Genomic DNA, 21325 nt, shown 5'->3' with positions numbered 1-21325 from the left:
TCAGTTGACGACGATGGCGACTTTGCCCGGACCATGCTTCGTCGACTGGGCGATCGCTGCGTCGGAGAGGCGATACTCCGCAACGACAGTCGGGCGTAGCGCATCACGTTGAACCAGGTCGACCAGGGCGGTGAGGTCCATCCGGTCGGACTCGACGAACAGTGCGGTGATGCGGACCCCGGCCTGCTGTGCCGCGGGAATCGCTGCGGGCACGCTTTGCGGCAACGTCGTCACGACCATGCCGCCCTTCTTGACCGTCGAGATCGCCCGCTGCGGATAGTCATTGCCGACGAGATCGAAGACCACGTCGAGGTCGTGCGCGATCTCGGTGAAGTCGGCTGCGTGGTAGTCGATGAACTCGTCTGCACCGAGGTCGCGGAGAAATCCTTCCTGGCCGGCCGAACCCACCGCGGTGATGTGTGCGCCGCGCGCGTGGGCGATCTGGACTGCCAGGTGTCCTACGCCGCCCGCGGCGCCGGTGATCAGCACGTGTGAACCCTCGCCGACGCCGGCGGTCTCGACCAGCGCCTGCCACGCCGTCAGGCCCGCCAGCGGAAGCACTCCGGCCTCCTTGTGCGTCAACTCGTCGGGCTTGGGCACGAATGCCCGGGTGGGGGCGACGGCGTACTCGGCGTAGCTGCCGCCTCCCCGTGGGAAGGGGAGCAGTCCGAACACCTCGTCGCCCGGACGGAAGAGCGTGACGCCGAAGCCGACCTCAGCCACGACACCCGAAACGTCCCAACCAGGTGTGAAAGGCGTAGAGCCACTGAACAATCCGGACTCCCGGTCCAAGACCTCGGCCGGATTCACACTCGTCGCACGAATCTCGACGAGTACCTCGCCAATACCGGGCGCCGGACGGGGAATGTCACGGAGGTGAAGGACGTCGGGCCCGCCCAGTTCGTCCTGGACAATTGCACGCATGGTCTCTGACATGCCTCGACGCTATGACGCTTGGTCGATTCCGACGAGTGACAAGAACGTCATCTTTCGATAGAAACACGCCAATGCGCGTTCACGCCATCGCGGCACTGTTCTCGGCCGGGCGGTGAAAGCTCCGACGGTAGGCGGCCGGGAGCAACCCGACGTTGGTGCTCAGGTGATTGCGCAGCGATGTTGCGGTCGCATAACCCACCGCGGCGGCGACGTCTTCGATCGACATCTCCGATTCCTCCAGCAGTTCGCGCGCACGGGCCAGTCGTTGCAGCGTCAGCCAGCGGCGGGGAGCGATTCCGGTTTCGGCAGTGAATTTTCGCACCAGTGTGCGCTCACTCATATGTGCGTAACGCGCGAGATCGGCGATGGTGATCTTGGTGTCGAGATTGTTCAATGCCCACTCGCGGGTGCCGGCTGTCGACGCATCGGCGGTGTCGACGAGGGGACGTTCGATGAACTGTGCCTGACCGCCGTCGCGAAAGGGTGCCACGATGCAGCGTCGGGCGGCTTTGCCGGCCGCCCGTGCACCGTGGTCGGAGCGAATCAAGTCCAGACACAGGTCGATACCGGCCGCCGCGCCCGCCGACGTGTGGACTCCGCCGTCGTGAACAAACAGCACATCCTTCTGTAGATCGACTGTCGGATACCAGGAGTGGAACAGGGGAGCGCACTCCCAATGCGTGGTCGCCCGGCGGCCGTCGAGGAGTCCCGCCGCGGCGAGGGTGAATCCACCGGTGCAGATCGACACGATCCTGGTGCCCTCGCGGATCGACGCGAGCACCTCGGCCACCTCCGGCCGGAGGTTGCGCTGAAAGGTGATATGCGTCGACGGGCGGCACGATCACGGTGTCGGCGTCGTCGATGATCTCGGGGCCGTGGTCGGGCATGACCGAGAACCCCGCGTTCGAGGTGATCGGTTGCCCGGTGGCCGTGCAGACTCGTACCTCGTATCCGGCGTCTGCCGCGGTGAAGATGCGAGTGGGAATACCCAGTTCGAACGGATACGCCTGTTCCTGCGCGAGGACGGCGATCCTGTGGCGAGATCCCATGGCAAGAGTGTAGTGCTCAAATACATATCAGCCAAAGCTCCGCAAGGATGCCGACGACGACCAGCAGCCCGGTCAACGACGCCGGGGTGCATCGTTGACCGGGCACGCTGTTCACTCGTGCCTCCAATCGGATCAGGATTTGGGGAGGACTGTCACCAGAGGTCGTAGCCGACGTTGACATTGGGGTAGCCGGTGGAGATCTGGGGTTGGTTGATGAAGTAGTGACCGCCGCCGGAGATGCCGGTCATGCTGGTGTTGACATTGCCGCGCACGTTTTCGAGGTTGTAGGTCGCAGTTGGGCCGAGGGCGCCGATCCGGTAGTTGACGAACACGGTCTCGTAGCTGCTGTTGGGCGCGGCACTCACGACCGTCTCCGACGCTCCGGGTGCCAGCGAGCGCGCGGGAGCCTGAACCCAGTAGCCGCTACCGGGCGTGGCCGAGGCCAGCAATTCGGTCTTGTCGGTGTGGTTGGTGAGCGTCATGGCGACGGTGGGCTCACCGGGGTGGGTCACCGGCAGCGTGCCGGCGTGGGCGAGTCCGGCGCCGCCTGCGGCGAGTGCTCCGGCGATCCCGACAGCGCCGATGGCGGCGAGGGTGCGGGTCTTGACGTTCTTCGAGATGCTCATGATGTCTCCTCCAAGTGTGTCGTCCGGTCCCGGTCGGGGCTGGGCGGGTTGTTTCTGACACCAATGACTTTCCCGCTCAGCAGGGTCGATGACAGTCCGTCGGCCGGTGGTTGCGGCGGATGATGTCGATGTCCACCGATCGGGGGAGGATCGATGCCGCCGTAGGCGGGGACGAGTATGCCGATCGTCATTCTGGGGAGGTCGCTGGTGCGCGATTCATTCCGCCCACGGCGAAAACTGCCCGGGAACAAACATCCCGCCACCAAGGTTGAGTGCATCAGACTGAACTTTGGAGGTTAAATGTCTGACACGTACTCAGTGCCCGTCCTCTTCGTTCCCGACCTGGTTGTTCTGCCCGGCATGGTTGTGCCGATCCCGCTGGACGACGCAGCTCAGGCGACGGTGGACGCGGCCCGGGCCAGTGAACCCGGAAAACTACTGATCGCCCCTCGTCTGGACGACCGGTACCCCACCTATGGCGTCATCGCGTCGATCGTGCAGGTCGGGCGCATGCCCGGAGGCGGCACCGCTGCGGTGGTCAAGGGGGAAACCCGTGCGCACATCGGCACCGGGACCACGGGCCACGGCAACGCACTGTGGGTCGAGGTCACCGAGGTCGACGCCGTCGAGCCGACCGCGGAGACCAAGGCACTCGCGGCCGAATACAAGAAGCTCGTGCTGGCCATGCTGCAGCGCCGTGAGGCCTGGCAGATCATCGACGGCGTCAACAAGATGAGCGAGCCGGCCGATCTCGCCGACACGTCGGGCTACTCGTCGTGGCTGACCGACGTCCAGAAGCGGCAGCTGCTCGAGACGCCGGACGTGGCCGAGCGGCTGCGCCTGCTCATCGACTGGACCAGCGAGCACATCGCCGAGACCGAGGTCAGCGACAAGATCGCCGACGACGTCCGCAACGGCATGGAAAAGCAGCAGAAGGAATTCCTGCTGCGTCAGCAACTCGCCGCGATCCGCAAGGAACTCGGTGAGGACGAGCCCGACGGCGCCGACGACTACCGCGGACGCGTCGAACAGGCCGACCTGCCCGACAACGTGCGCGAAGCCGCACTGCGCGAGGTCGGCAAGCTCGAACGCGCCAGCGACCAGTCGCCGGAGACCGGATGGATTCGCACCTGGCTCGACACCGTCCTGGACCTGCCGTGGAGCGCCCGGACCGACGACTCCACCGACATCAAGGGCGCCCGCGAGATCCTCGACGCCGATCATCATGGCCTCGAGGACGTCAAGGACCGCATCGTGGAATACCTGGCCGTGCGCGCCCGGCGTGCCGAGCGTGGCCTGCAGGTGGTCGGCGGACGTGGCTCCGGCGCCGTCATGGTGCTGGCCGGTCCTCCCGGTGTCGGCAAGACGTCGCTGGGTGAGTCCGTGGCCCGTGCCCTCGGCCGCAAGTTCGTGCGCGTCGCCCTCGGTGGTGTGCGCGACGAGGCAGAGATCCGCGGTCACCGGCGCACCTACGTCGGCGCCCTGCCCGGCCGTATCGTGCGCGCCATCGGCGAGGCGGGATCGATGAATCCCGTTGTGCTGCTGGACGAGATCGACAAGGTGGGCTCCGACTACCGGGGCGACCCGGCCGCCGCACTGCTCGAGGTCCTCGACCCCGCGCAGAACCACACCTTCCGCGATCACTACCTCGACCTGGATCTGGACCTCTCCGACGTCCTGTTCCTGGCGACCGCCAACGTCGTCGAGAACATCCCGTCGGCGCTGCTGGACCGGATGGAACTGGTGACCATCGACGGCTACACCGAGGACGACAAGGTGGCCATCGCCCGCGACTACCTGCTGCCCCGGCAGCGTGAGCGCGCGGCACTGACCGACGACGAGATCACCGTGTCCGACGAGGCGCTGCGTGAGATCGCCGCGAACTACACCCGCGAACCCGGTGTGCGACAGTTCGAACGGCTCCTCGCCAAGGCATTGCGCAAGGCCGCGACCAACATCGAGAGTGGCAAGGCACAAGCGCCGGTACACGTCGAGAAGGCCGAGCTCAAGGAGTACCTGGGTCGCCCGCGGTTCACCCCGGAGTCCGAGGAGCGCACGGCGGTGCCGGGCGTGGCCACCGGGCTCGCGGTCACCGGAATGGGTGGCGACGTGCTGTTCATCGAGGCCAACCGCACCGACGCCGGCGAAGGCAAGGGCGGCTTGCAGCTCACCGGGCAGCTCGGTGACGTGATGAAGGAGTCCGCGCAGATCGCGCTCTCCTATGTCCGTGCCCACGCCGCCCAGCTCGGCATCGATCCTGCGGCGCTTGACGGCACCATCCACGTGCACGTGCCCGCCGGTGCGGTGCCCAAGGACGGCCCCAGTGCGGGTATCACGATGGTCACCGCGCTCGCATCGATGGCCACCGGCCGCCGGGTGCGCGCGGAGGTCGGCATGACCGGCGAGGTCACGCTGAACGGACGGGTGCTGCCCATCGGTGGTCTCAAGCAGAAACTGCTTGCCGCGCAACGCAATGGGCTCACCACGGTGTTCATCTCGCCGCGCAACGAGGCCGACCTCGACGACGTGCCCGCCGAGGTGCTCGACGCGGTCACGGTGATCCCGGTGGCCGACGTCGCCGACATCGTCGCGCAGGCGTTGGAGCCCGCCGCCGATGAGGTGACGGCCGCAGCCTGATCCGTCGTCGACTCAAACGTCGCGGGGCGTCACAGCGAATGTTGTGACGCCCCGCGGCTTTTCTCTGCTCCAGGCGCACTTTCTCAGGTATTGGTACCTCGGTCACAATGGATGCACAGTGACCCGTTCAAGGAGGAACCATGGCCGAACTCCCCGAGATCACCGACGCCGAGATGCAGACCATCCTGGAGTACGCGCAGAACTATTCGATTGTCATCCTCAGGTCGGGACCCAACTTCGGCACGCCCGACACCGGCCCGCTCATGCTCGAACACGGTCGGCGCACCCTGGCCCTGCGCAAGGCCGGTGACCTCGCCGTCGTGTTGCCGGTCGTCGACGATTCCGACGTCCGCGGGGTCGGCGTCTTCGACCGCGACGTCGAAACCACCACCGCCCTCATGAACGACGACCCCGCCGTGCAAGCCGGCGTCATTGCCTTCGAGGTGCATCCCGCACAGGGGCTGCCGGGCGACGCCCTGCCCGCGCAGCAGAGCTGAGGCGGGGTCGTCGGTCCGAGGGTGCCGCGATCACATCGTGGGCGGCATGAGCACGGTGTCGATGAGATAGACGGTGGCGTTGGACGTCTTGATACCGCCGCACACCACGCCGGCGTCGTTGACCTTCAGATCGTTGCCGCTACCGCTGACCGTGACGTCCTGGCCCTCGAGGGTCTTGTGCGTGCCGTCGGCTTCGGCGGGTGCCACCTGCCCGGACACGACGTGGAACTTCAGGATCTTGCCGAGCAGTTCGGAGTCCGTCTTGAGCTTGTCCACCGTGGCCGTGTCGAGCTTCGCGAACGCCTCATCGGTGGGGGCGAACACCGTGTACTGGCCGTCGTTGAGCGTGTCCACCAGGTTGACCTGCGGATTGAGCTTTCCGGAGAGTGCCTGCGTCAGGGTGGAGAGCTCGGGAACGTTGGACGCCGCGGTGGCGACCGGCACCTTGGCCAGTTCGGCCACCGAGGCCGGCCCGGTGGGATGGGCCTGCGCGTAGGCTGCACAACCGGGGCCGACAAGTGCGGCAGGCTCTGCGGCCGCGCTGCTACCCATCGCCATCGAGGTCATCGCCGAGGTTTCCGACGTGGCCGAGCTCGTCGAACTGTTGTCGTCGGAACAACCCGCGACAACACCAACGGTGAGGACGGCTCCTGCTGCGGCAAGTGCGAGACGCTGAATCTTGTTGACTGCCATGGTTTTTCCCATCGTTTATGACGGGCCCGCATCGGTGCGGGCCTCACCCGGTATTCGGGGGAGCGCGGCACGCGGATGGGTGCGGATGACGATCCGATGAGAAAACCCGATCGTGAATTGTGTGCGATCGGGCCCGTGTGCACAGTCGATGCATGAGCTGTCGAGCGCGAATCGGTGTGGCATTCCTTCTTCTGGTGATGGGCGCCGTCGTCGCGTGCGCGCCCGTGCGGGCCGCGGGAGCGCCGGTCGCGGCGGGACATTCCACGCACGACATCGGCGGGCGGACCTACGAGATGTATCGCCCCGCCGGTCTCACCGGCCCGGCACCACTGGTGGTGATGCTGCACGGCGGATACGGAGACGGTGCGCAGGCCGAGAAGAGCTATCACTGGGACGCCGAGGCCGACCGCGGACGGTTCGTCGCGGTGTTCCCCAACGGAATCGGGAAGTCGTGGAATGCGGGAACGTGCTGCGGACCTGCACAACGCACCCACGTCGACGACGTCGGATTCATCAAGGCGGTGGTTGCCGACGTCGAGCGCACGTCGCCGGTCGATCGTCGTCGCATCTACGTCACCGGAATGTCCAACGGGGCCATGATGGCGTACCGAATGGCTTGTGAGACAGACATATTCGCTGCCGCGGCACCAGTCGCCGGAACCATTCTCGTGCCGTGTGCGGGTGCCCGGCCGATCTCGCTGCTCGCCATTCACGGGACGGCCGACGATCGTGTGCCCTACGGCGGTGGGCCGGGTAAGGCGTTCTCCCTCGACGGGCAGGCCAGGGTCGACGGGCCGTCGGTACCCGCCGACAACGCCGCCTTCCGCCGGATCAACGACTGCCGGTCGCCGCACGTCGTGATCCGCGGCGTGGTGAGCACCTCGAGCGCGGCATGTCCGGGAGGACGAACGGTGGAGCTCATCAGCATCGCCGGGGCGGGCCACCAGTGGCCGGGAAGCGAGCGCAACCCCCGACTATCCGCGCTCGGTATCGTGCCCGAACCTTCGACTGCGCTCGCCGCCACCCCGACCATCTGGCAGTTCTTCGCGGCACATCCGCGCTGAATGAGGTCACCGCGCGGCAACGACCTCAACGGCCGTTGTAGTCGACGCTAACACACGTCCTCGAGGTCGGCTGCGGAGAATCCGAAGGCGCGCGTGACCCCGACCCGGACCATCTCCTCGGGGAAGGGGCTCGACGACGCGAGGCTCTGTTGCTGGATGAGTCCGTCGATCAGCGCCACCACCAGCTCGGTGTCGCGCTCGTCGCGGTCCGGTTTGGTGCGGCGGGTGACCACGTCGGCGAGGGCGATGAATTCGGTCCGCCGCTCGATGATCATCTGCCGCAGGGTCTCGTCGAACTGCGCCTCGAGGAGCAATGCGGTGCGTGCGTTCGACACCGTCCGACCCTCGGTGATCATGGCCAGGATGTAGCGCACGGTGCAGTCGACCACGAGGGCCGGGCTCGGCACACCCGCCGACGTCAGCAGCGGGGTGAATTCGCGGACGGCGATGACCCGGGTGTCGTCGTACGCGGCGGCAAGGGCGAGTTGCTGAAGTCTGAGGCGGGTGGGCGCGTAGTAGTTCACCGATCCGGAGGCGACACCGAGCAGGTCGTCGACCGCGCGGTGCGTGAGTGCACGGAGCCCGCTGGTGCCCACCACGCGGTAGGCGGCCCGGCCGAACTCGGTGCGTTTGTCGGACAAGACGGTCTCCTGACTGTCGGAAGATGTGCCCCCGCGGAGCCGACCAGACGTCAGTCTAGGGTCGCGCTCCCTGGTCACGGGGCCCGAGGCGTCCAGATCGGACAGTTGAGCGACCTGTGCTCAACTTTTTTCGGCGATCCGGGAACATCTCGCCGCGGGCCACGGTTACACCTAGCGAGAAACCTGAGTCTGGGAGACTCAAGTAGACTTGACGGTGATCGGCTCACCCAGTAGGACATGAGTCGGAGGCACTGAAGTCTTGGTCCCGGCGGTCTCGGACACGACGCAGGTTTGCACAGACCACTCCCCGCGGTCGTGCCGCCAGCTCGGCCCGGGGGCAGAACTTGGGTGCACACCCACAAACTAGGAGGAAACTACACATGTCTCGTGCTGTTGGAATCGACCTCGGCACCACCAACTCCGTGGTGTCGGTACTCGAGGGCGGCGAGCCTGCCGTCATCGCCAACGCTGAGGGATCCCGCACCACCCCGTCTGTCGTCGCATTCGCGCGCAACGGCGAGGTGCTGGTCGGTCAGCCCGCGAAGAACCAGGCGGTCACCAACGTCGACCGCACCATCCGGTCGGTCAAGCGTCACATGGGTGAGGGTGACTGGTCCGTCGAGATCGACGGCAAGAAGTACACCCCGCAGGAGATCAGCGCCCGCACACTGATGAAGCTCAAGCGCGACGCCGAGTCGTACCTGGGTGAGGACGTCAGCGACGCCGTCATCACCGTGCCCGCCTACTTCAACGACGCGCAGCGTCAGGCCACCAAGGAAGCCGGACAGATCGCGGGCCTCAACGTCCTGCGTATCGTCAACGAGCCCACCGCGGCGGCGCTGGCCTACGGCCTCGACAAGGGTGAGAAGGAACAGACCATCCTGGTCTTCGACCTCGGAGGCGGCACCTTCGACGTCTCGCTGCTCGAAATCGGCGATGGCGTGGTGGAAGTCCGCGCCACCTCCGGTGACAACCACCTCGGTGGTGACGACTGGGATCAGCGCATCGTCGACTGGCTCGTGGAGAAGTTCAAGAGCAGCGCCGGCATCGACCTGACCAAGGACAAGATGGCCATGCAGCGTCTGCGTGAGGCTGCCGAGAAGGCCAAGATCGAACTGTCCGCCTCGCAGAGCACCTCGATCAACCTGCCCTACATCACCGTGGACGCCGACAAGAATCCGCTGTTCCTCGACGAGCAGCTGAGCCGCAGCGAGTTCCAGAAGATCACCTCGGATCTGCTCGAGCGCACCCGCGCTCCGTTCCAGGCGGTCATCAAGGACGCGGGCATCTCCGTGGGCGACATCGACCACGTCGTGCTCGTGGGTGGCTCCACCCGTATGCCGGCCGTCACCGAACTGGTGAAGGAACTGACCGGTGGCCGCGAGCCCAACAAGGGCGTCAACCCCGACGAGGTCGTCGCGGTGGGCGCTGCCCTGCAGGCCGGCGTGCTGCGCGGTGAGGTCAAGGACGTGCTCCTGCTCGACGTCACCCCGCTGAGCCTCGGCATCGAGACCAAGGGCGGCGTGATGCACAAGCTGATCGAGCGCAACACCACCATCCCCACCAAGCGGTCGGAGACCTACACCACGGCCGAGGACAACCAGCCGTCGGTGCAAATCCAGGTCTATCAGGGTGAGCGCGAGATCGCTTCGCACAACAAGCTGCTCGGCAGCTTCGAGCTCGGCGGCATCGCTCCTGCGCCGCAAGGTGTTCCGCAGATCGAGGTGACCTTCGACATCGACGCCAACGGCATCGTGCACGTCACCGCGAAGGACAAGGGCACCGGCAAGGAGAACTCCATCCGCATCCAGGAGGGCTCGGGCCTGAGCAAGGACGAGATCGACCGGATGATCAAGGACGCCGAGGCCCACGCAGAAGAGGACCGCAAGCGTCGCGAGGAGGCCGAGACCCGCAATCAGGCCGAGTCGCTGGTCAACCAGACCGAGAAGTTCCTCAAGGACAACGAGGACAAGGTCCCCGGTGACGTCAAGGACAAGGTGAACGCGGCGATCGCCGAGGCCAACGAGGCGCTCAAGGGCACCGACATCGCGACCATCAAGACCGCGATCGAGAAGCTGTCGACCCAGTCGCAGGAGATGGGACAGGCCATCTACGCCGCATCGGCGGCGGACTCCGCGAACGGAGCGGCCCCCGAGGGCGGCACCGGCGGCGACGATGACGTCGTCGACGCCGAGGTCGTGGACGAGCCCAGCAACTCCGGGGACACCAAGTGACCCCTGAGGAGCCCGAGCTCACCGCCGTCGATCCCAACGAAGAGGTCGACGAACCGATCACGGTGACCGACCGGCGGCTCATCGATCCCGAGACGGGAGAGGTGCGCCGGCCGGCGCCGGGAGCGGCATCGGGCTCGGAGGAGGCGACGAGTGCGGCGACCGCCGAGGTTGCCGAACTCACCGCGGCCCTGCAGCGCGAACGCGCTCAGTTCGCCAACTACAAGCGGCGAACCGACGAGGAGAAGCAGGGGCGTGTCGCCTACGGAAAGCAGATCCTGATCGAGAAGCTGCTGCCGGTGCTCGACGATCTCGACCGTGCGCGCGAGCACGGCGACCTCGATGCCGGTCCGCTGCGGGCGGTGGCCGACAAGCTCACCGGGACACTCGAAGGTGAGGGCCTGGTCAAGTTCGGTCAGCCCGGCGACCCGTTCGACCCGGAACTGCACGAAGCGGTCCAGAATGACGGCAGCGGAGCCGAACCGGTGATCGGTGCGGTGTACCGCGGCGGTTACCGGTTGGGCGAGAAGGTGATCCGGACCGCGATGGTCACGGTCACCGACCCGGCCCCGGCCGATCAGTCGCAGCCGCAAGATCAAGGTAGTGGTGCACAATAGGCACCTGCACGTTGCCCGGTGGCGCGTCGGAGCACAGCGCACGACGCCCCACCGGGCATCAGCACAACAGCAACACACACAACCAGACAACTGAACACACATACTTACCGAAGGAGGTGACGTCTGGTGGCTCCACAACGAGAGTGGCTCGAACACGACTTCTACAAGGACCTGGGCGTTGCTTCTGACGCTTCGGCTGAAGAGATCAAGAAGGCTTATCGCAAGCTCGCACGCGAGCTGCACCCCGACGCCAATCCGGGGGACAAAGAAGCCGAAGAGCGCTTCAAGCGAGTGTCCGAAGCACACAGCGTGCTCGCCGACGCGGAGAAGCGCAAGGAGTACGACGAGACCCGCGCCATGTTCGCCGGCGGCCAATTCCGCGGGGGCGGAAACGGATTCCCCGGTGGATTCCCGGGCGGCGGCGGAACGCGATACTCCACCAACAGTGGTGCCGACTTCAACATCGGCGATCTCGGCGACCTGTTCGGCGGTGCCGGTGACTCCGGTGGTGGCGGATTCGGCGACATCTTCGAGGGACTGTTCAATCGCGGCGGCGGCAACCGTACGTCCACCGCGACCCGGCCTCGCCGGGGCAACGACCTCGAGACCGAGACGACGCTGTCGTTCAAGGACGCCGCGTTGGGTACCACCGTGCCACTTCGGCTGACCAGCCCGTCGCCGTGCACCACCTGCCACGGCAGCGGTGCCAAGCCGGGCACCAGCCCGCGGGTGTGCCCCACCTGCAACGGCTCCGGATTCGTCAGCCGCAATCAGGGCGCGTTCGGATTCAGCGAACCCTGCCAGGACTGCCAGGGCACCGGCTCACGGATCGACGATCCGTGCAGCGATTGCTCGGGCACCGGCGTCAAGGAACGCACCCGCACCATCAACGTCCGCATCCCCGCGGGCGTGGAGGACGGGCAACGTATCCGACTCGCCGGACAAGGCGAGGCCGGTCGACGGGGCGCACCGTCGGGCGACCTGTACGTGGTGGTCCACGTGACCCCCGACAAGGTGTTCACCCGCAGCGGGAACGACCTCAAGGTGCAACTGCCGGTGAGCTTCTCCGAGCTGGTGCTCGGCGCCACCGTCTCGGTGCCGACACTGGACGGGTCGGTCGGGGTGAAGATCCCGGCGAACACCACCGACGGCCGCACCCTGCGGGTCCGCGGACGCGGTGTCCCGCGTCGCAGCGGCGGCGCCGGCGACCTGCTGGTGACCGTCAAGGTCGAGATCCCACACAAGCTCGACGATGCCGCGATCGAGGCCATGCGCGCCTACGCCGAGGCGGAACGGGCGAGCGGATTCGACCCGCGGTCGGGATGGGGGCGATGAGCCATGGCACGCGAGGAATTCGAGCGGGGATTCGACACCAGCGGGTTTGACCGCGAGTTCGAGGAGTCCGGCGCCACCTTCATGATCTCGGTGGCCGCCCAGCTGGCCGGCATGCACGCCCAGACACTGCGGACCTACGACCGGCTCGGACTGGTCACCCCGCAACGCACCAGCGGCGGTGGGCGTCGCTACTCCACCCGTGACGTCGAGGTGTTGCGCGAGATCCAGCGGCTCTCCCAGGAGGAGGGCGTCAACCTCGCCGGCATCAAGCGGATCATCGACCTCACCAACCAGGTCGATGCGCTCCAAGAACGGCTGCGTGAACTGCAGTCACAGGTCGAGCAGGCCGCCGCCCGTCGTGGCGGCGACCTGGTGCCGGTCCCGCGCACCAGCGCGCTGGTGGTCTGGCAGCCGCGGCGTGCGCGACGGAACGACACGCGCCGTAACGACTGAGCGCCCAGCCGTCGACATACCCCGGAGAAGGTGTACCCCGCTCCCCGGTGGCCCATCGGCCACCGGGGAGCGCACGTTAGGCTGGCACCTCGACAGCGAACCGAGGAGTCAGGACCTGTGACACAACCATCGGGAGTGGTGAGGCCCGATCCCGTCGTCCTCGGCGTGTCCGTCGTCGGCGACGAGATCGCCTCGGTGGTGCGCCGCGCGGACCCGGGTTCCGGCGGCGACGAGATCATCGCCAGCAACATGGTGGATCTGCCCGATGCGTCGCCCGGGGCAGCGGTTGCGGCGATCCGTGAACTCATCGAGTCCGCGCCGTTCCCGGTCGACGAGATGACGATCTCCTGCGCGCAACCGCAGACCCGCGACTTCCTGGCGGCAACCTTTCGCCCGGGCCCCGGCAATCCCGCGTGGTACGCCGTCACCAAGGTGGAGGACCTGCCCCCGGCGATGGCCGCGGTGGCTCGCGCCAATCCGGCCGGCGCGGGTGCGGTCGCCGTGGTCAACCTCGACCGCCGCGGCGCCCCCGCGGTGGGTACCTGCATCGCCCTGATCGATCAGACCACCGGTGAGGTGCTCGGCGTTGCCGATCACAGTGACGCCGCACTCGGGGGCGACGCCGGCAACCTTCCCGTGACCGATCCCCAGGCCGCCGGCGCTGTGGCGGGCATGATCGCGCGGACCAACGGCGGCGGACGGCTCTGGTCGGTGGTCTGCACCGGTGCGGGCGCCGAGTTGCCGGGGGTCGCACCCGCGCTCGAATACTCGGTGCAGCGTCCGGTGATCATCGCCGACATGCCCGCCCTGGCGCTGTCGGCCGGCGCCGCGTCACCGCCGGCGCCCACCGCCCTCATCCCGGTGCCCCGGCAGCGGTCGTCGTCGTCGGGTCTGCGGTGGTGGCTACTCGGCGCCGCCATCGGACTGGCGGTTCTGCTCGGCGCGATCGGACTGACCGCGCTGGTCACCACCTCCGATTCGGGCGGGTCGAGTCCCGCCGCGACGCCGTCGACCGTGACGGTCACCGGTGAACCCGTCACGGTGACCCGCAACGGCGGCACCCGGACCGAAACCGAGACCGCGACGGTGACCGACACCGACGTGCGTACTACCACCGAACGGCCGCCGACGGTGACGCGCACGGAGGCCACCACGGTGACCGAGACCGAGACCGAGACGCAAACGGAAACCCGAACCGAGTACAGCACCACCACCGTGACCGTCCCGCAAGCGGGCGGCGCCGCAGACGAGGGCGGTACCGGCCAGAACTGACGGCGCCGACCGATGACCCGGCCCGGAATCTCCGCTAGTGCACCGGGTCGTGCTGAATGAGGCTGGCGCGCACCCCGGCGATGATCAGCCGCCGACGGGTCACCTCGATCATCTCCGCCGATCCGGCGATCAGCGCTTGATGGTCATCCCATGGCCCCGCCTTCGCCACCACGTCGGCCAGGGTCCCGATCTCATGCTCGATGCCGAGTTTCTCCGGTGATGCGATCGAGTCGATCCACCAGGGATCGTCGGCGTGCTCGGACACCGCGGTCACCCGCAGCCACGGATTGGTCGACGCGATACGGCGCAGCACGGCCAGATCGTAGAGTTCGCCGGGGTAGCGCATCCCGTAGTAGATGTGGGTGGCCGGGGCGTCGGCCCGCTTCGACATCTCGATCAGCAGCGCGCGCAGCGGTGCGAGTCCGGTACCGCCCGCCACCATGAGGACGTCGTGACCCGGGATGATGTGCAGCGTGCCATGGCTCTGGGCCAGCTGCCACACGTCGCCGACAGCGGATTCGTTGACGATCGCCGAGCTCACCGATCCGCCCGGCACCGACCGCACATGGAACTCGAGTTCGCCGGCCCGGTTCGGCGGGATCGACGGTGACAGATTGCGCCACAGACGCGGCCACTGCGGGATCTGCACCTCCAGATACTGACCCGCCGCAAAGCGGAGAGTCTCTCGGGAGACCAGACGCACAACCGCCAGGTCACGGGTGATCCGATACTTCTCGACCACCTCGGCATTCCACTGTGCGGGGCCCGGCGCCATCTGCGCCGCGCCACGCATCACGCCGGTCGCCAGCATCATCGCCTGCCCCAGCGCCCGTTCGGTCTCCTGGTCCCACTGGGAGCGCAGAATCGTGTGGAACTCGCCCATCAGGGCTCGGTACATCAGGTCGTAGTGCTCGGGAAGCACACCATACTTGCGGTGATCGCGGCCGAGCTGCGCGAGCAGATCCACCAGCTCGTCATGACCGTTGTCGGCCGGCACCACTTCGAGGACGTGATCGATCACGTGGAAGAAGGCCTCGCGCACGCTGCGCATCGCCGCGGGGAACAGTTCATGCAGGTCGGGGTCGATGGTGAAGAGCCGCGTGAACACGTTGCGGGTGAAGGTGTCGGGGTCGCGCCCGATCAGGTCGCGGGCATGGTGAAGCACGTTTCGAGAGTGAGTCGCCATGTACTCGACCTCCTCCTCTGCCGCAGGACAGGTCCATTCTCACACCGTCGCGCAAATCAGCCCGCGCATGGTCGGCGGGATGGCGCGCAACCACCACGTGATGTCATCGTGCGTCGTGTTGTGGCACTCTCGTCCTGTGAGTTACCCGGACGGCGTGATCGGGGGGATTGTCGACGCCCACGTGAATCAGTGGCATCCGCGTCAATCCTCCTGGCCGGTGTCGAGCCTCAACCGGCTGCGCCGCGGCCCCTCGCAACTGGGCAACAGGCTCTTCTCGATGACGCTGAATCGGGCTGCGCGCGAGTACATCCTCGCCCCCGGGATGTTGTCGCGGCCGTACGAGCCGAAACAGTATCTGGCCGACATCGCTGCGGTGCCGACCGTTGCGGGCGCTCCGGTACAAACCGTCGTGGCCGTCGAATCACAGTGGCGGGCACGGGCGCAACGGGCCGAGGGACCGCCCGCGACCGACCGTCACCTGGTTGATGAGACGCGCTACCTCTCGTCGCTGCCCTTCGGTCAGGGATTGGCTCCGGCACTGGGCGCGATCGTGGTCGGGGTCGATCCCCGCACCGACGACTTCGGTGCCACGCTCGACGAGCACCTCGAGGTCACCGATCGGGTACGAGCGGTTCGCTTTCGCACCGCGCACCATCCGGATCCGCGGGTGCTGAACTCGGTCGACGCCGACGGCGTGCTGTCGTCGGCGGAGAGCCTCCGCGGTTTCGGGGAGGCCGTGCGGCGAGGGCTGTCGATCGAGACCTTCGTGTACTCGCATCAGTTGTACGAGGTGGTCACCCTCGCCCGCGAGTACCCGGAGGCCACGATCATCGTCGACCACTTCGGCGCGCCGGTGGGGGCTTTCGGTCCGACGGGCATGCGCACCGGTGCCACGGCCGCCGCACGCGCCGACATCCTGCGGTTGTGGCGCGAGCGGATGATGACCCTGTCCGCGCACCCCAATGTGGTGGTGAAGCTCTCCGGGCTCGCCCTACCGGTGCTGGGTTACGGACACGACTCCTGGGGCAACATCGGAAGTCGCGAGACGCTGACCGAGATGGTGGGACCGCTCATCGAGTATGTTGTGGCACACTTCGGCGCCGGCCGGGTGATGTTCGGGTCCAACCTTCCGGTCGACCGGCCCAACGCGTCTGCGGACATGATCGTCGGTGCGCTCGTCGACATCCTGTCCCCGTGGGGAAACGATATGTTGCGCAGCGTGTTCCGTGATACCGCCCGGCGCGTGTACGCCCTCGAGATGTGAGCTACTCGTCGTCGCGGTTCTTGTGGTGGCCTTCGATCCGCTCCTCGATCCGCTCCTCGGCTTCCTCGAGGTGATGGGGCTCGGTGGGGATCGGCGGTTGTGGGACAACCGGATACTCACCCGTGTAACCGACACGCGTTGCGGCGATGGCCATCACCTTGCCGCGCACCGCGTACCAGCCACCGATCAGCAGCGGAACCATCACGATGATCGCGATGAGATTCCAGATGTTCTCGTAGCACATCAGCACGGTGACTGCGGCCAGGAACACCAGGGTGGCAATGGATGTCCACGGGGCGCCGGGCAGCCGGAATGCGGGACGTTCCAGGATGCCCTGCTTCCACCAGCGGTAGAGCTGGAGTTGGCAGGCGATGATCATCGCCCAGGTGGAGATGATGCCCAGCGCCGACAGATCCAGCGCGATGTTGAAGGCGTCCTCGGGAACAAAGAGGTTGAGCACGATGCCGAGCAGGGTGAGGGCGCCGGTCAGGGCGATCCCGCCGAACGGCACACCGTTGCGGTTCATCTTGCCGGTGAAGGCGGGACCGCTGCCGTTGAGCGCCATCGAGCGAAGGATGCGGCCCGTGGAGTAGAGGCCCGCGTTGAGGCTCGACAGGGCTGCGGTCAACACCACCAGGTTCATGATGCCGCCGGCGGCGGGCATCCCGATCTTCGAGAAGAACGTGACGAACGGGCTCTCGCCCTTGCTGTAGGCCGTGTACGGAAGCAGAAGAGCCAGAAGCAGAACCGAACCCACGTAGAACACCGCGATCCGGACGATCACCGAATTGATGGCGCGCGGCATCACTTTCGGGGGGTCGGCGGTCTCTCCGGCCGCGATGCCCACGAGTTCGACTGCGGCATAGGCGAAGATCACGCCGGAGGTCACGATGCACAGCGGGAAGATGCCCTCGGGGAACATGCCGCCGTTGTCGGTGATGACGCTGATTCCGGTTTGCTGACCGTCGATCTCGAAGCGGCCGGCGAGGAACACGATGCCCACCACGAGGAAGATGACCAGCGCGGTGACCTTGATGATCGAGGCCCAGAACTCCATCTCGCCGAACAGTTTCACCGAGATGATGTTCATCGTGAGCACGATCCCCAGTGCGATGAGTGCGATCAGCCACTGCGGGATGGCCTCGAACATGCCCCAGTAGTGCACGTACAGCGCAACAGCGGTCACATCGACGATCGCCGTGGCGGCCCAGTTGAAGAAGTAGAGCCAACCGGTGACGAAAGCTGTTTTCTCACCGAAGAATTCGCGTGCGTAGGAGACGAACGAACCCGACGACGGGCGGTGGAGCACCAGTTCACCGAGCGCGCGGAGGATGAAGAAGACGAAGATGCCGCACACCGCGTACACGATGAACAGGCCGGGGCCGGCGTCGTGCAGGCGGCTGCCGGCACCCATGAACAGGCCGGTGCCGATGGCGCCGCCGATCGCGATCATCTGGATCTGACGGGGTTTGAGACTCTTGTGGTACCCCTCGTCTTCGTGCGCGAGGGCAGAGTTGTCGTAGGACGTTGTCTGTTCGGTTGTCATGGTTCCTCTGGTGGTGGACGTTTGCGGGGCCTGCAGGCCGTCACGGATCGCGCGAGGGCAGGCCGGGTGAACGTGGACTGAACAGACGCTAGCGACGACGTACTGCGCCCGAAAGGTTGCGAATGTTAAAGAAGTCGCGCCTCACCCGGGTTTGATTTGACAAGCTGTAGTCCCAAAGTCGTTGCTGCACAGAGAGAATGGCCGGATGCTGTCCGAATTTACATATCCTTGACTGTGGCATGGATCACATCAGGTGTGCCGGACCGGTACCCGTCGCCAGGGTCGTCGCGGCGCAACAGGCGCCGGAACCGGAACGTCGCGCATCACCCGGGCCACGATGTCGACGAACTCGCGGCACGTGTCGTAACGATCGGCGGGGTCCTTCGCGAGCGCTTTGGCGAAGATCGAGTTCAGTGCCGAGGGAAGCCATTTGCGCCGGCGGGTCAGTTTCGGTGGCTCGTCACGCAAATGGGCCCGGGTGATCGCGAACGCGGTGGCACGCGGATACGGCGGTTCGCCGGTGAGTAGTTCGACGAGCGTGCAGGCCAGCGCGTACTGGTCGGTGGCCGGTGAGATCTTCTTGGCCTGAAGCAGTTCGGGCGCTGCGTATCCGATGGAACCCTGCACGCGTCCGTTGCGCGCGAGTGGCCGGGTGTCGTCGAGCAACTGTGCGATGCCGAAGTCGGTCAGGAAGGCGTCGGCGTCGTCCTGGTCGGAGGTGAGCAGGATGTTCGCGGGTTTCACGTCCCGGTGCAGGACCTCCTGACCGTGCGCATAGTCGAGCGCGTCGGCGATCTCACGGGCCACCGTCATCACCGTGGAGACCTCGGGTTCTTCGTCCGCGCGCGGTATGAGGGCCGTCGCCGGGGGTCCCGGAACGTACTGCATGGCGAGCCAGAGGGTGGTGTGCGTGTCGGTCTCGTCGATGCCGAGCGATCGGGCCCGTCCGAGGGCCTCTTCAGGGGTCTCGACCTCACCGCGCGTGTACATCGCGACGATGTGGGGGTGATGCAGCACCGACGCGATGGAGAATTCGCGTTCGAACCGTTCGCGTGCCCGGGTGTGCCCGGTGGATTCCGAGTGCAGCACCTTGAGCGCGAGCGGACCCGGTTCGTCGGGTCGATGGACCCGGTACACGTCTGCGCTGCTCCCGCGGCCGACGAGGGAGTCGACCGTGAAGCCGGCCACCTCGTCCCCTGGCTGCAACACACCGCCAGAGTAGCGGTGCGCTCAGTCGGTCGGCGTCAGCCGGAAGATCGGGAATACCCGACCTTCCGCGGTCTCGGTGTACTTCTGGAAGCCGTCGGAGGCGGCGACGAACGCCTGCCATGCCTGCTCACGTTCCACCGGATTCAGCTCGGTGGCCGTCGCCTGGTGGGTCTCGATGCCGCCCTTGTCGCCGGCGACCTCGATGGTGACCTCGGGGTTCTTGCGGAGGTTGTGCACCCACGCCGGATCCTTCGGCGAGCCCGCCGCGCTGCCGACGATGAACCGCCCGCCGACCGCGTCGGGTAACGACATCAGGGGGCTGGTCCGCTCCTGCCCGGACTTCGCACCCGTGGAATGCAGTATCACCAGCGTGCGGCCGAACCCCATGGTGGAGACGGTGCCGTCATTCGAACGGAATTCGTCGATGATGGTCTCGTTGAAGTCGCTCATATCCTCATTGTGCGCGTCGGGCGGTCCGCGTCGCGGATGTTTTGATTGATCAACCGGCGAACCATGGGTGACGCGGCGACCTAGGGTGACCCTATGAGCAGTGCCGTATTGGACGCGTTGATCAGCGCGCTCGAGCCGCAGATGGTGATCACCGATCCCGACGTGCTGGCCGGTTACCGGCAGGATCGTGCGCAGGATCCGGCGGCCGGCACTCCGCTGGCGCTGGTTCGTCCGGTCACCACCGCCGATGTGCAGGCCACCGTCGGCTGGTGTGGCACCCACGGAATTCCCCTGATCACCCGGGGTGCCGGCACCAGCTTGTCGGGCGGTTCCACCGCTGTCGACGGCGCGATCATGATCTCGACCGAGAAGATGCGGAATCTGCACATCGACACCGCCACCCGCACGGCCGTGGTGCAACCGGGGCTGTTCAATGCGGAGGTCAAGGCCGCGGCCGCGGCGCACGGCCTGTGGTACCCGCCGGACCCGTCGTCGTTCGAGATCTGCTCGATCGGGGGCAACGTGGCGACCAACGCCGGCGGTCTGTGCTGTGTGAAGTACGGCGTCACCACCGATTACGTGCTGGGTCTGGAAGTGGTGCTGGCCGACGGGCGCGCGATCCGGCTCGGCGGCAAACAACTCAAGGATTCGGCGGGCCTCTCGCTGACCAAACTGTTCGTCGGCAGCGAGGGTTTACTCGGCATCGTCACGGAGGTCACCCTGCGGTTGCTGCCGCCGCAAGCCGCCGCGTGCACGGTGGTCGGCACCTTCGCGTCGGTGCATGACGCGAGCGAGGCGGTGCTGGCGATCACCGCGAAGATCCGCCCGGCGATGCTCGAGTTCATGGATGCGGTGTCGATCAACGCGGTGGAGGACATGCTGCGGATGGGCCTCGACCGGGATGCGGGGGCGCTGTTGGTGGCCCAATCCGACGCCCCCGGGCCGGCCGGCGCTGCCGAGGTGGCGATCATCGAGGAGGCGTTTCGCGACAACGGAGCCAGTGAGGTGTTCTCGACCGACGATCCGATCGAGGGCGACGCCTTCACCGCCGCTCGGCGCGCGGCGATCCCGGCGGTGGAGAAGCTGGGATCGTTGCTGCTCGAGGACGTGGGGGTACCGCTGCCCGCGTTGCCGGCGTTGATCGACGGTGTGGCCGGGATCGCCCGGGAGAACGACGTGATGATCTCGGTGATCGCCCACGCGGGCGACGGCAACACGCACCCGCTGATCGTCTTCGACCCGTCCGACGAGGCGCAATCGCAGCGCGCGCAACACGCCTTCGGCCAGATCATGGATCTGGCGATCTCGTTGGGTGGCACGATCACCGGGGAGCATGGCGTAGGCCGACTGAAGAAGGCGTGGCTGCCCGATCAGCTCGGCCCCGACGTGATGGATCTGACGACGCTCATCAAACACGCGCTCGATCCCCGGGGATTACTGAATCCGGGAGTGCTGCTGTGAATGGCGTGGCGCCTGTGATGTCCGGATCGACCGGAGGGTGAGCCCCGGTTCGCATGTCGTAGCGCCCCCTCTGTGCTGCGACATGCGAACCGGTGAATCGCTTGTCCGGTTTCGCCTCCTCGAGGCGAAGCGCTGGAGTTCGCGCGGCGCAGAAATTA

The 21325-nt window shown here is 66.6% G+C and carries 19 protein-coding genes; 10 read left to right on the top strand and 9 right to left on the bottom strand.

Going from position 1 to position 21325, the window contains the following annotated elements:
- The 3 genes from ACWDTD_RS16445 to ACWDTD_RS16435 all read right to left on the bottom strand — a co-directional run bounded on the left by ACWDTD_RS16445 (position 1) and on the right by ACWDTD_RS16435 (position 2611).
- Positions 1 to 924 carry an NADP-dependent oxidoreductase gene (locus ACWDTD_RS16445; protein ID WP_449748259.1) on the bottom strand — a complete coding sequence of 308 codons (924 nt, stop codon included), beginning with the start codon at positions 922 to 924 and terminating at the stop codon, positions 1 to 3.
- A 91-nt stretch (positions 925 to 1015) separates the two neighbouring features.
- Positions 1016 to 1726 carry a GlxA family transcriptional regulator gene (locus ACWDTD_RS16440; protein WP_449748201.1) on the bottom strand — a complete coding sequence of 237 codons (711 nt, stop codon included), beginning with the start codon at positions 1724 to 1726 and terminating at the stop codon, positions 1016 to 1018.
- A gap of 411 nt (positions 1727 to 2137) precedes the next feature.
- Complete coding sequence (locus tag ACWDTD_RS16435; RefSeq protein ID WP_449748200.1) at positions 2138 to 2611, bottom strand: hypothetical protein; 474 nt, start codon at positions 2609 to 2611, stop codon at positions 2138 to 2140.
- Between the two features lie 300 nt (positions 2612 to 2911).
- Here ACWDTD_RS16435 and lon point away from each other — a divergent pair, with 300 nt between their 5' ends.
- Together lon and ACWDTD_RS16425 are read left to right on the top strand one after the other, a co-directional pair.
- Positions 2912 to 5248, top strand: coding sequence for an endopeptidase La (gene lon, locus ACWDTD_RS16430; protein ID WP_449748199.1), 2337 nt, complete (start codon positions 2912 to 2914; stop codon positions 5246 to 5248).
- A 140-nt stretch (positions 5249 to 5388) separates the two neighbouring features.
- Positions 5389 to 5745 (top strand): hypothetical protein, encoded by a 357-nt coding sequence (locus ACWDTD_RS16425; RefSeq protein ID WP_449748198.1) that lies wholly within the window; start codon positions 5389 to 5391, stop codon positions 5743 to 5745.
- A gap of 30 nt (positions 5746 to 5775) precedes the next feature.
- Here the strand turns inward: ACWDTD_RS16425 and ACWDTD_RS16420 are convergent, their stop codons facing one another.
- The gene (locus ACWDTD_RS16420; RefSeq protein ID WP_449748197.1) at positions 5776 to 6438 is read right to left on the bottom strand and encodes a fasciclin domain-containing protein; all 663 of its coding nucleotides are present in this window, start codon (positions 6436 to 6438) and stop codon (positions 5776 to 5778) included.
- 152 nt (positions 6439 to 6590) lie between these two features.
- On the opposite strand from ACWDTD_RS16420, the gene ACWDTD_RS16415 reads away from it, so the two are divergent.
- Positions 6591 to 7502, top strand: coding sequence for an extracellular catalytic domain type 1 short-chain-length polyhydroxyalkanoate depolymerase (locus tag ACWDTD_RS16415; RefSeq protein ID WP_449748196.1), 912 nt, complete (start codon positions 6591 to 6593; stop codon positions 7500 to 7502).
- A 47-nt stretch (positions 7503 to 7549) separates the two neighbouring features.
- Here the strand turns inward: ACWDTD_RS16415 and ACWDTD_RS16410 are convergent, their stop codons facing one another.
- The gene (locus ACWDTD_RS16410) at positions 7550 to 8143 is read right to left on the bottom strand and encodes a TetR/AcrR family transcriptional regulator (RefSeq protein WP_449748195.1); all 594 of its coding nucleotides are present in this window, start codon (positions 8141 to 8143) and stop codon (positions 7550 to 7552) included.
- Between the two features lie 380 nt (positions 8144 to 8523).
- Here ACWDTD_RS16410 and dnaK point away from each other — a divergent pair, with 380 nt between their 5' ends.
- From dnaK to ACWDTD_RS16385, 5 genes are all read left to right on the top strand, one after another.
- Complete coding sequence (gene dnaK, locus ACWDTD_RS16405; protein WP_449748194.1) at positions 8524 to 10377, top strand: molecular chaperone DnaK; 1854 nt, start codon at positions 8524 to 8526, stop codon at positions 10375 to 10377.
- On the top strand, positions 10374 to 10991 hold the full coding sequence (gene grpE / locus ACWDTD_RS16400) for a nucleotide exchange factor GrpE (RefSeq protein WP_449748193.1): 618 nt from the start codon (positions 10374 to 10376) through the stop codon (positions 10989 to 10991). The genes dnaK and grpE overlap by 4 nt, the downstream gene beginning before the upstream one ends.
- A gap of 126 nt (positions 10992 to 11117) precedes the next feature.
- Complete coding sequence (gene dnaJ / locus ACWDTD_RS16395; protein ID WP_449748192.1) at positions 11118 to 12326, top strand: molecular chaperone DnaJ; 1209 nt, start codon at positions 11118 to 11120, stop codon at positions 12324 to 12326.
- Positions 12327 to 12329: 3 nt separating this feature from the next.
- On the top strand, positions 12330 to 12779 hold the full coding sequence (locus ACWDTD_RS16390; protein ID WP_449748191.1) for a heat shock protein transcriptional repressor HspR: 450 nt from the start codon (positions 12330 to 12332) through the stop codon (positions 12777 to 12779).
- Between the two features lie 138 nt (positions 12780 to 12917).
- On the top strand, positions 12918 to 14051 hold the full coding sequence (locus ACWDTD_RS16385; RefSeq protein ID WP_449748190.1) for a hypothetical protein: 1134 nt from the start codon (positions 12918 to 12920) through the stop codon (positions 14049 to 14051).
- A 34-nt stretch (positions 14052 to 14085) separates the two neighbouring features.
- Here ACWDTD_RS16385 and ACWDTD_RS16380 read toward each other — a convergent pair whose 3' ends face one another.
- Positions 14086 to 15237: an FAD-binding oxidoreductase gene (locus tag ACWDTD_RS16380; RefSeq protein ID WP_449748189.1), complete on the bottom strand. Its 1152-nt coding sequence runs from the start codon at positions 15235 to 15237 to the stop codon at positions 14086 to 14088.
- Positions 15238 to 15373: 136 nt separating this feature from the next.
- Here ACWDTD_RS16380 and ACWDTD_RS16375 point away from each other — a divergent pair, with 136 nt between their 5' ends.
- A complete protein-coding gene (locus ACWDTD_RS16375; protein ID WP_449748188.1) occupies positions 15374 to 16501 on the top strand; it encodes an amidohydrolase family protein in 1128 nt (375 codons plus the stop codon).
- Position 16502: 1 nt separating this feature from the next.
- Here ACWDTD_RS16375 and ACWDTD_RS16370 read toward each other — a convergent pair whose 3' ends face one another.
- The 3 genes from ACWDTD_RS16370 to ACWDTD_RS16360 form a co-directional block, all read right to left on the bottom strand.
- The gene (locus ACWDTD_RS16370) at positions 16503 to 18047 is read right to left on the bottom strand and encodes an amino acid permease (protein WP_449748187.1); all 1545 of its coding nucleotides are present in this window, start codon (positions 18045 to 18047) and stop codon (positions 16503 to 16505) included.
- Positions 18048 to 18296: 249 nt separating this feature from the next.
- Entirely contained in the window at positions 18297 to 19256 is a 960-nt protein-coding gene (locus tag ACWDTD_RS16365) for a serine/threonine-protein kinase (RefSeq protein WP_449748186.1), read from the bottom strand.
- 21 nt (positions 19257 to 19277) lie between these two features.
- Positions 19278 to 19706 (bottom strand): nitroreductase family deazaflavin-dependent oxidoreductase, encoded by a 429-nt coding sequence (locus ACWDTD_RS16360; RefSeq protein WP_449748185.1) that lies wholly within the window; start codon positions 19704 to 19706, stop codon positions 19278 to 19280.
- 93 nt (positions 19707 to 19799) lie between these two features.
- Between ACWDTD_RS16360 and ACWDTD_RS16355 the strand changes: the two genes are divergently transcribed.
- The gene (locus tag ACWDTD_RS16355; RefSeq protein WP_449748184.1) at positions 19800 to 21167 is read left to right on the top strand and encodes an FAD-binding oxidoreductase; all 1368 of its coding nucleotides are present in this window, start codon (positions 19800 to 19802) and stop codon (positions 21165 to 21167) included.
- Positions 21168 to 21325: the final 158 nt, after the last annotated feature.

The sequence above is a fragment of the Gordonia sp. NPDC003425 genome (assembly GCF_053588635.1).
Note: the sequence above shows the minus strand (reverse complement) of the source record. Positions and strands in the feature narration are given on the sequence as shown.

Coding starts and splice junctions, on each gene's coding strand:
- dnaK (WP_449748194.1), top strand. CDS start 8,524: ATGTCTCGTGCTGTTGGAATCGACCTCGGCACCACCAACTCCGTGGTG.
- ACWDTD_RS16390 (WP_449748191.1), top strand. CDS start 12,330: ATGGCACGCGAGGAATTCGAGCGGGGATTCGACACCAGCGGGTTTGAC.
- lon (WP_449748199.1), top strand. CDS start 2,912: ATGTCTGACACGTACTCAGTGCCCGTCCTCTTCGTTCCCGACCTGGTT.
- ACWDTD_RS16445 (WP_449748259.1), bottom strand. CDS start 924: ATGCGTGCAATTGTCCAGGACGAACTGGGCGGGCCCGACGTCCTTCAC.
- ACWDTD_RS16435 (WP_449748200.1), bottom strand. CDS start 2,611: ATGAGCATCTCGAAGAACGTCAAGACCCGCACCCTCGCCGCCATCGGC.
- ACWDTD_RS16355 (WP_449748184.1), top strand. CDS start 19,800: ATGAGCAGTGCCGTATTGGACGCGTTGATCAGCGCGCTCGAGCCGCAG.
- ACWDTD_RS16420 (WP_449748197.1), bottom strand. CDS start 6,438: ATGGCAGTCAACAAGATTCAGCGTCTCGCACTTGCCGCAGCAGGAGCC.
- ACWDTD_RS16425 (WP_449748198.1), top strand. CDS start 5,389: ATGGCCGAACTCCCCGAGATCACCGACGCCGAGATGCAGACCATCCTG.
- ACWDTD_RS16415 (WP_449748196.1), top strand. CDS start 6,591: ATGAGCTGTCGAGCGCGAATCGGTGTGGCATTCCTTCTTCTGGTGATG.
- ACWDTD_RS16360 (WP_449748185.1), bottom strand. CDS start 19,706: ATGAGCGACTTCAACGAGACCATCATCGACGAATTCCGTTCGAATGAC.
- ACWDTD_RS16380 (WP_449748189.1), bottom strand. CDS start 15,237: ATGGCGACTCACTCTCGAAACGTGCTTCACCATGCCCGCGACCTGATC.
- ACWDTD_RS16370 (WP_449748187.1), bottom strand. CDS start 18,047: ATGACAACCGAACAGACAACGTCCTACGACAACTCTGCCCTCGCGCAC.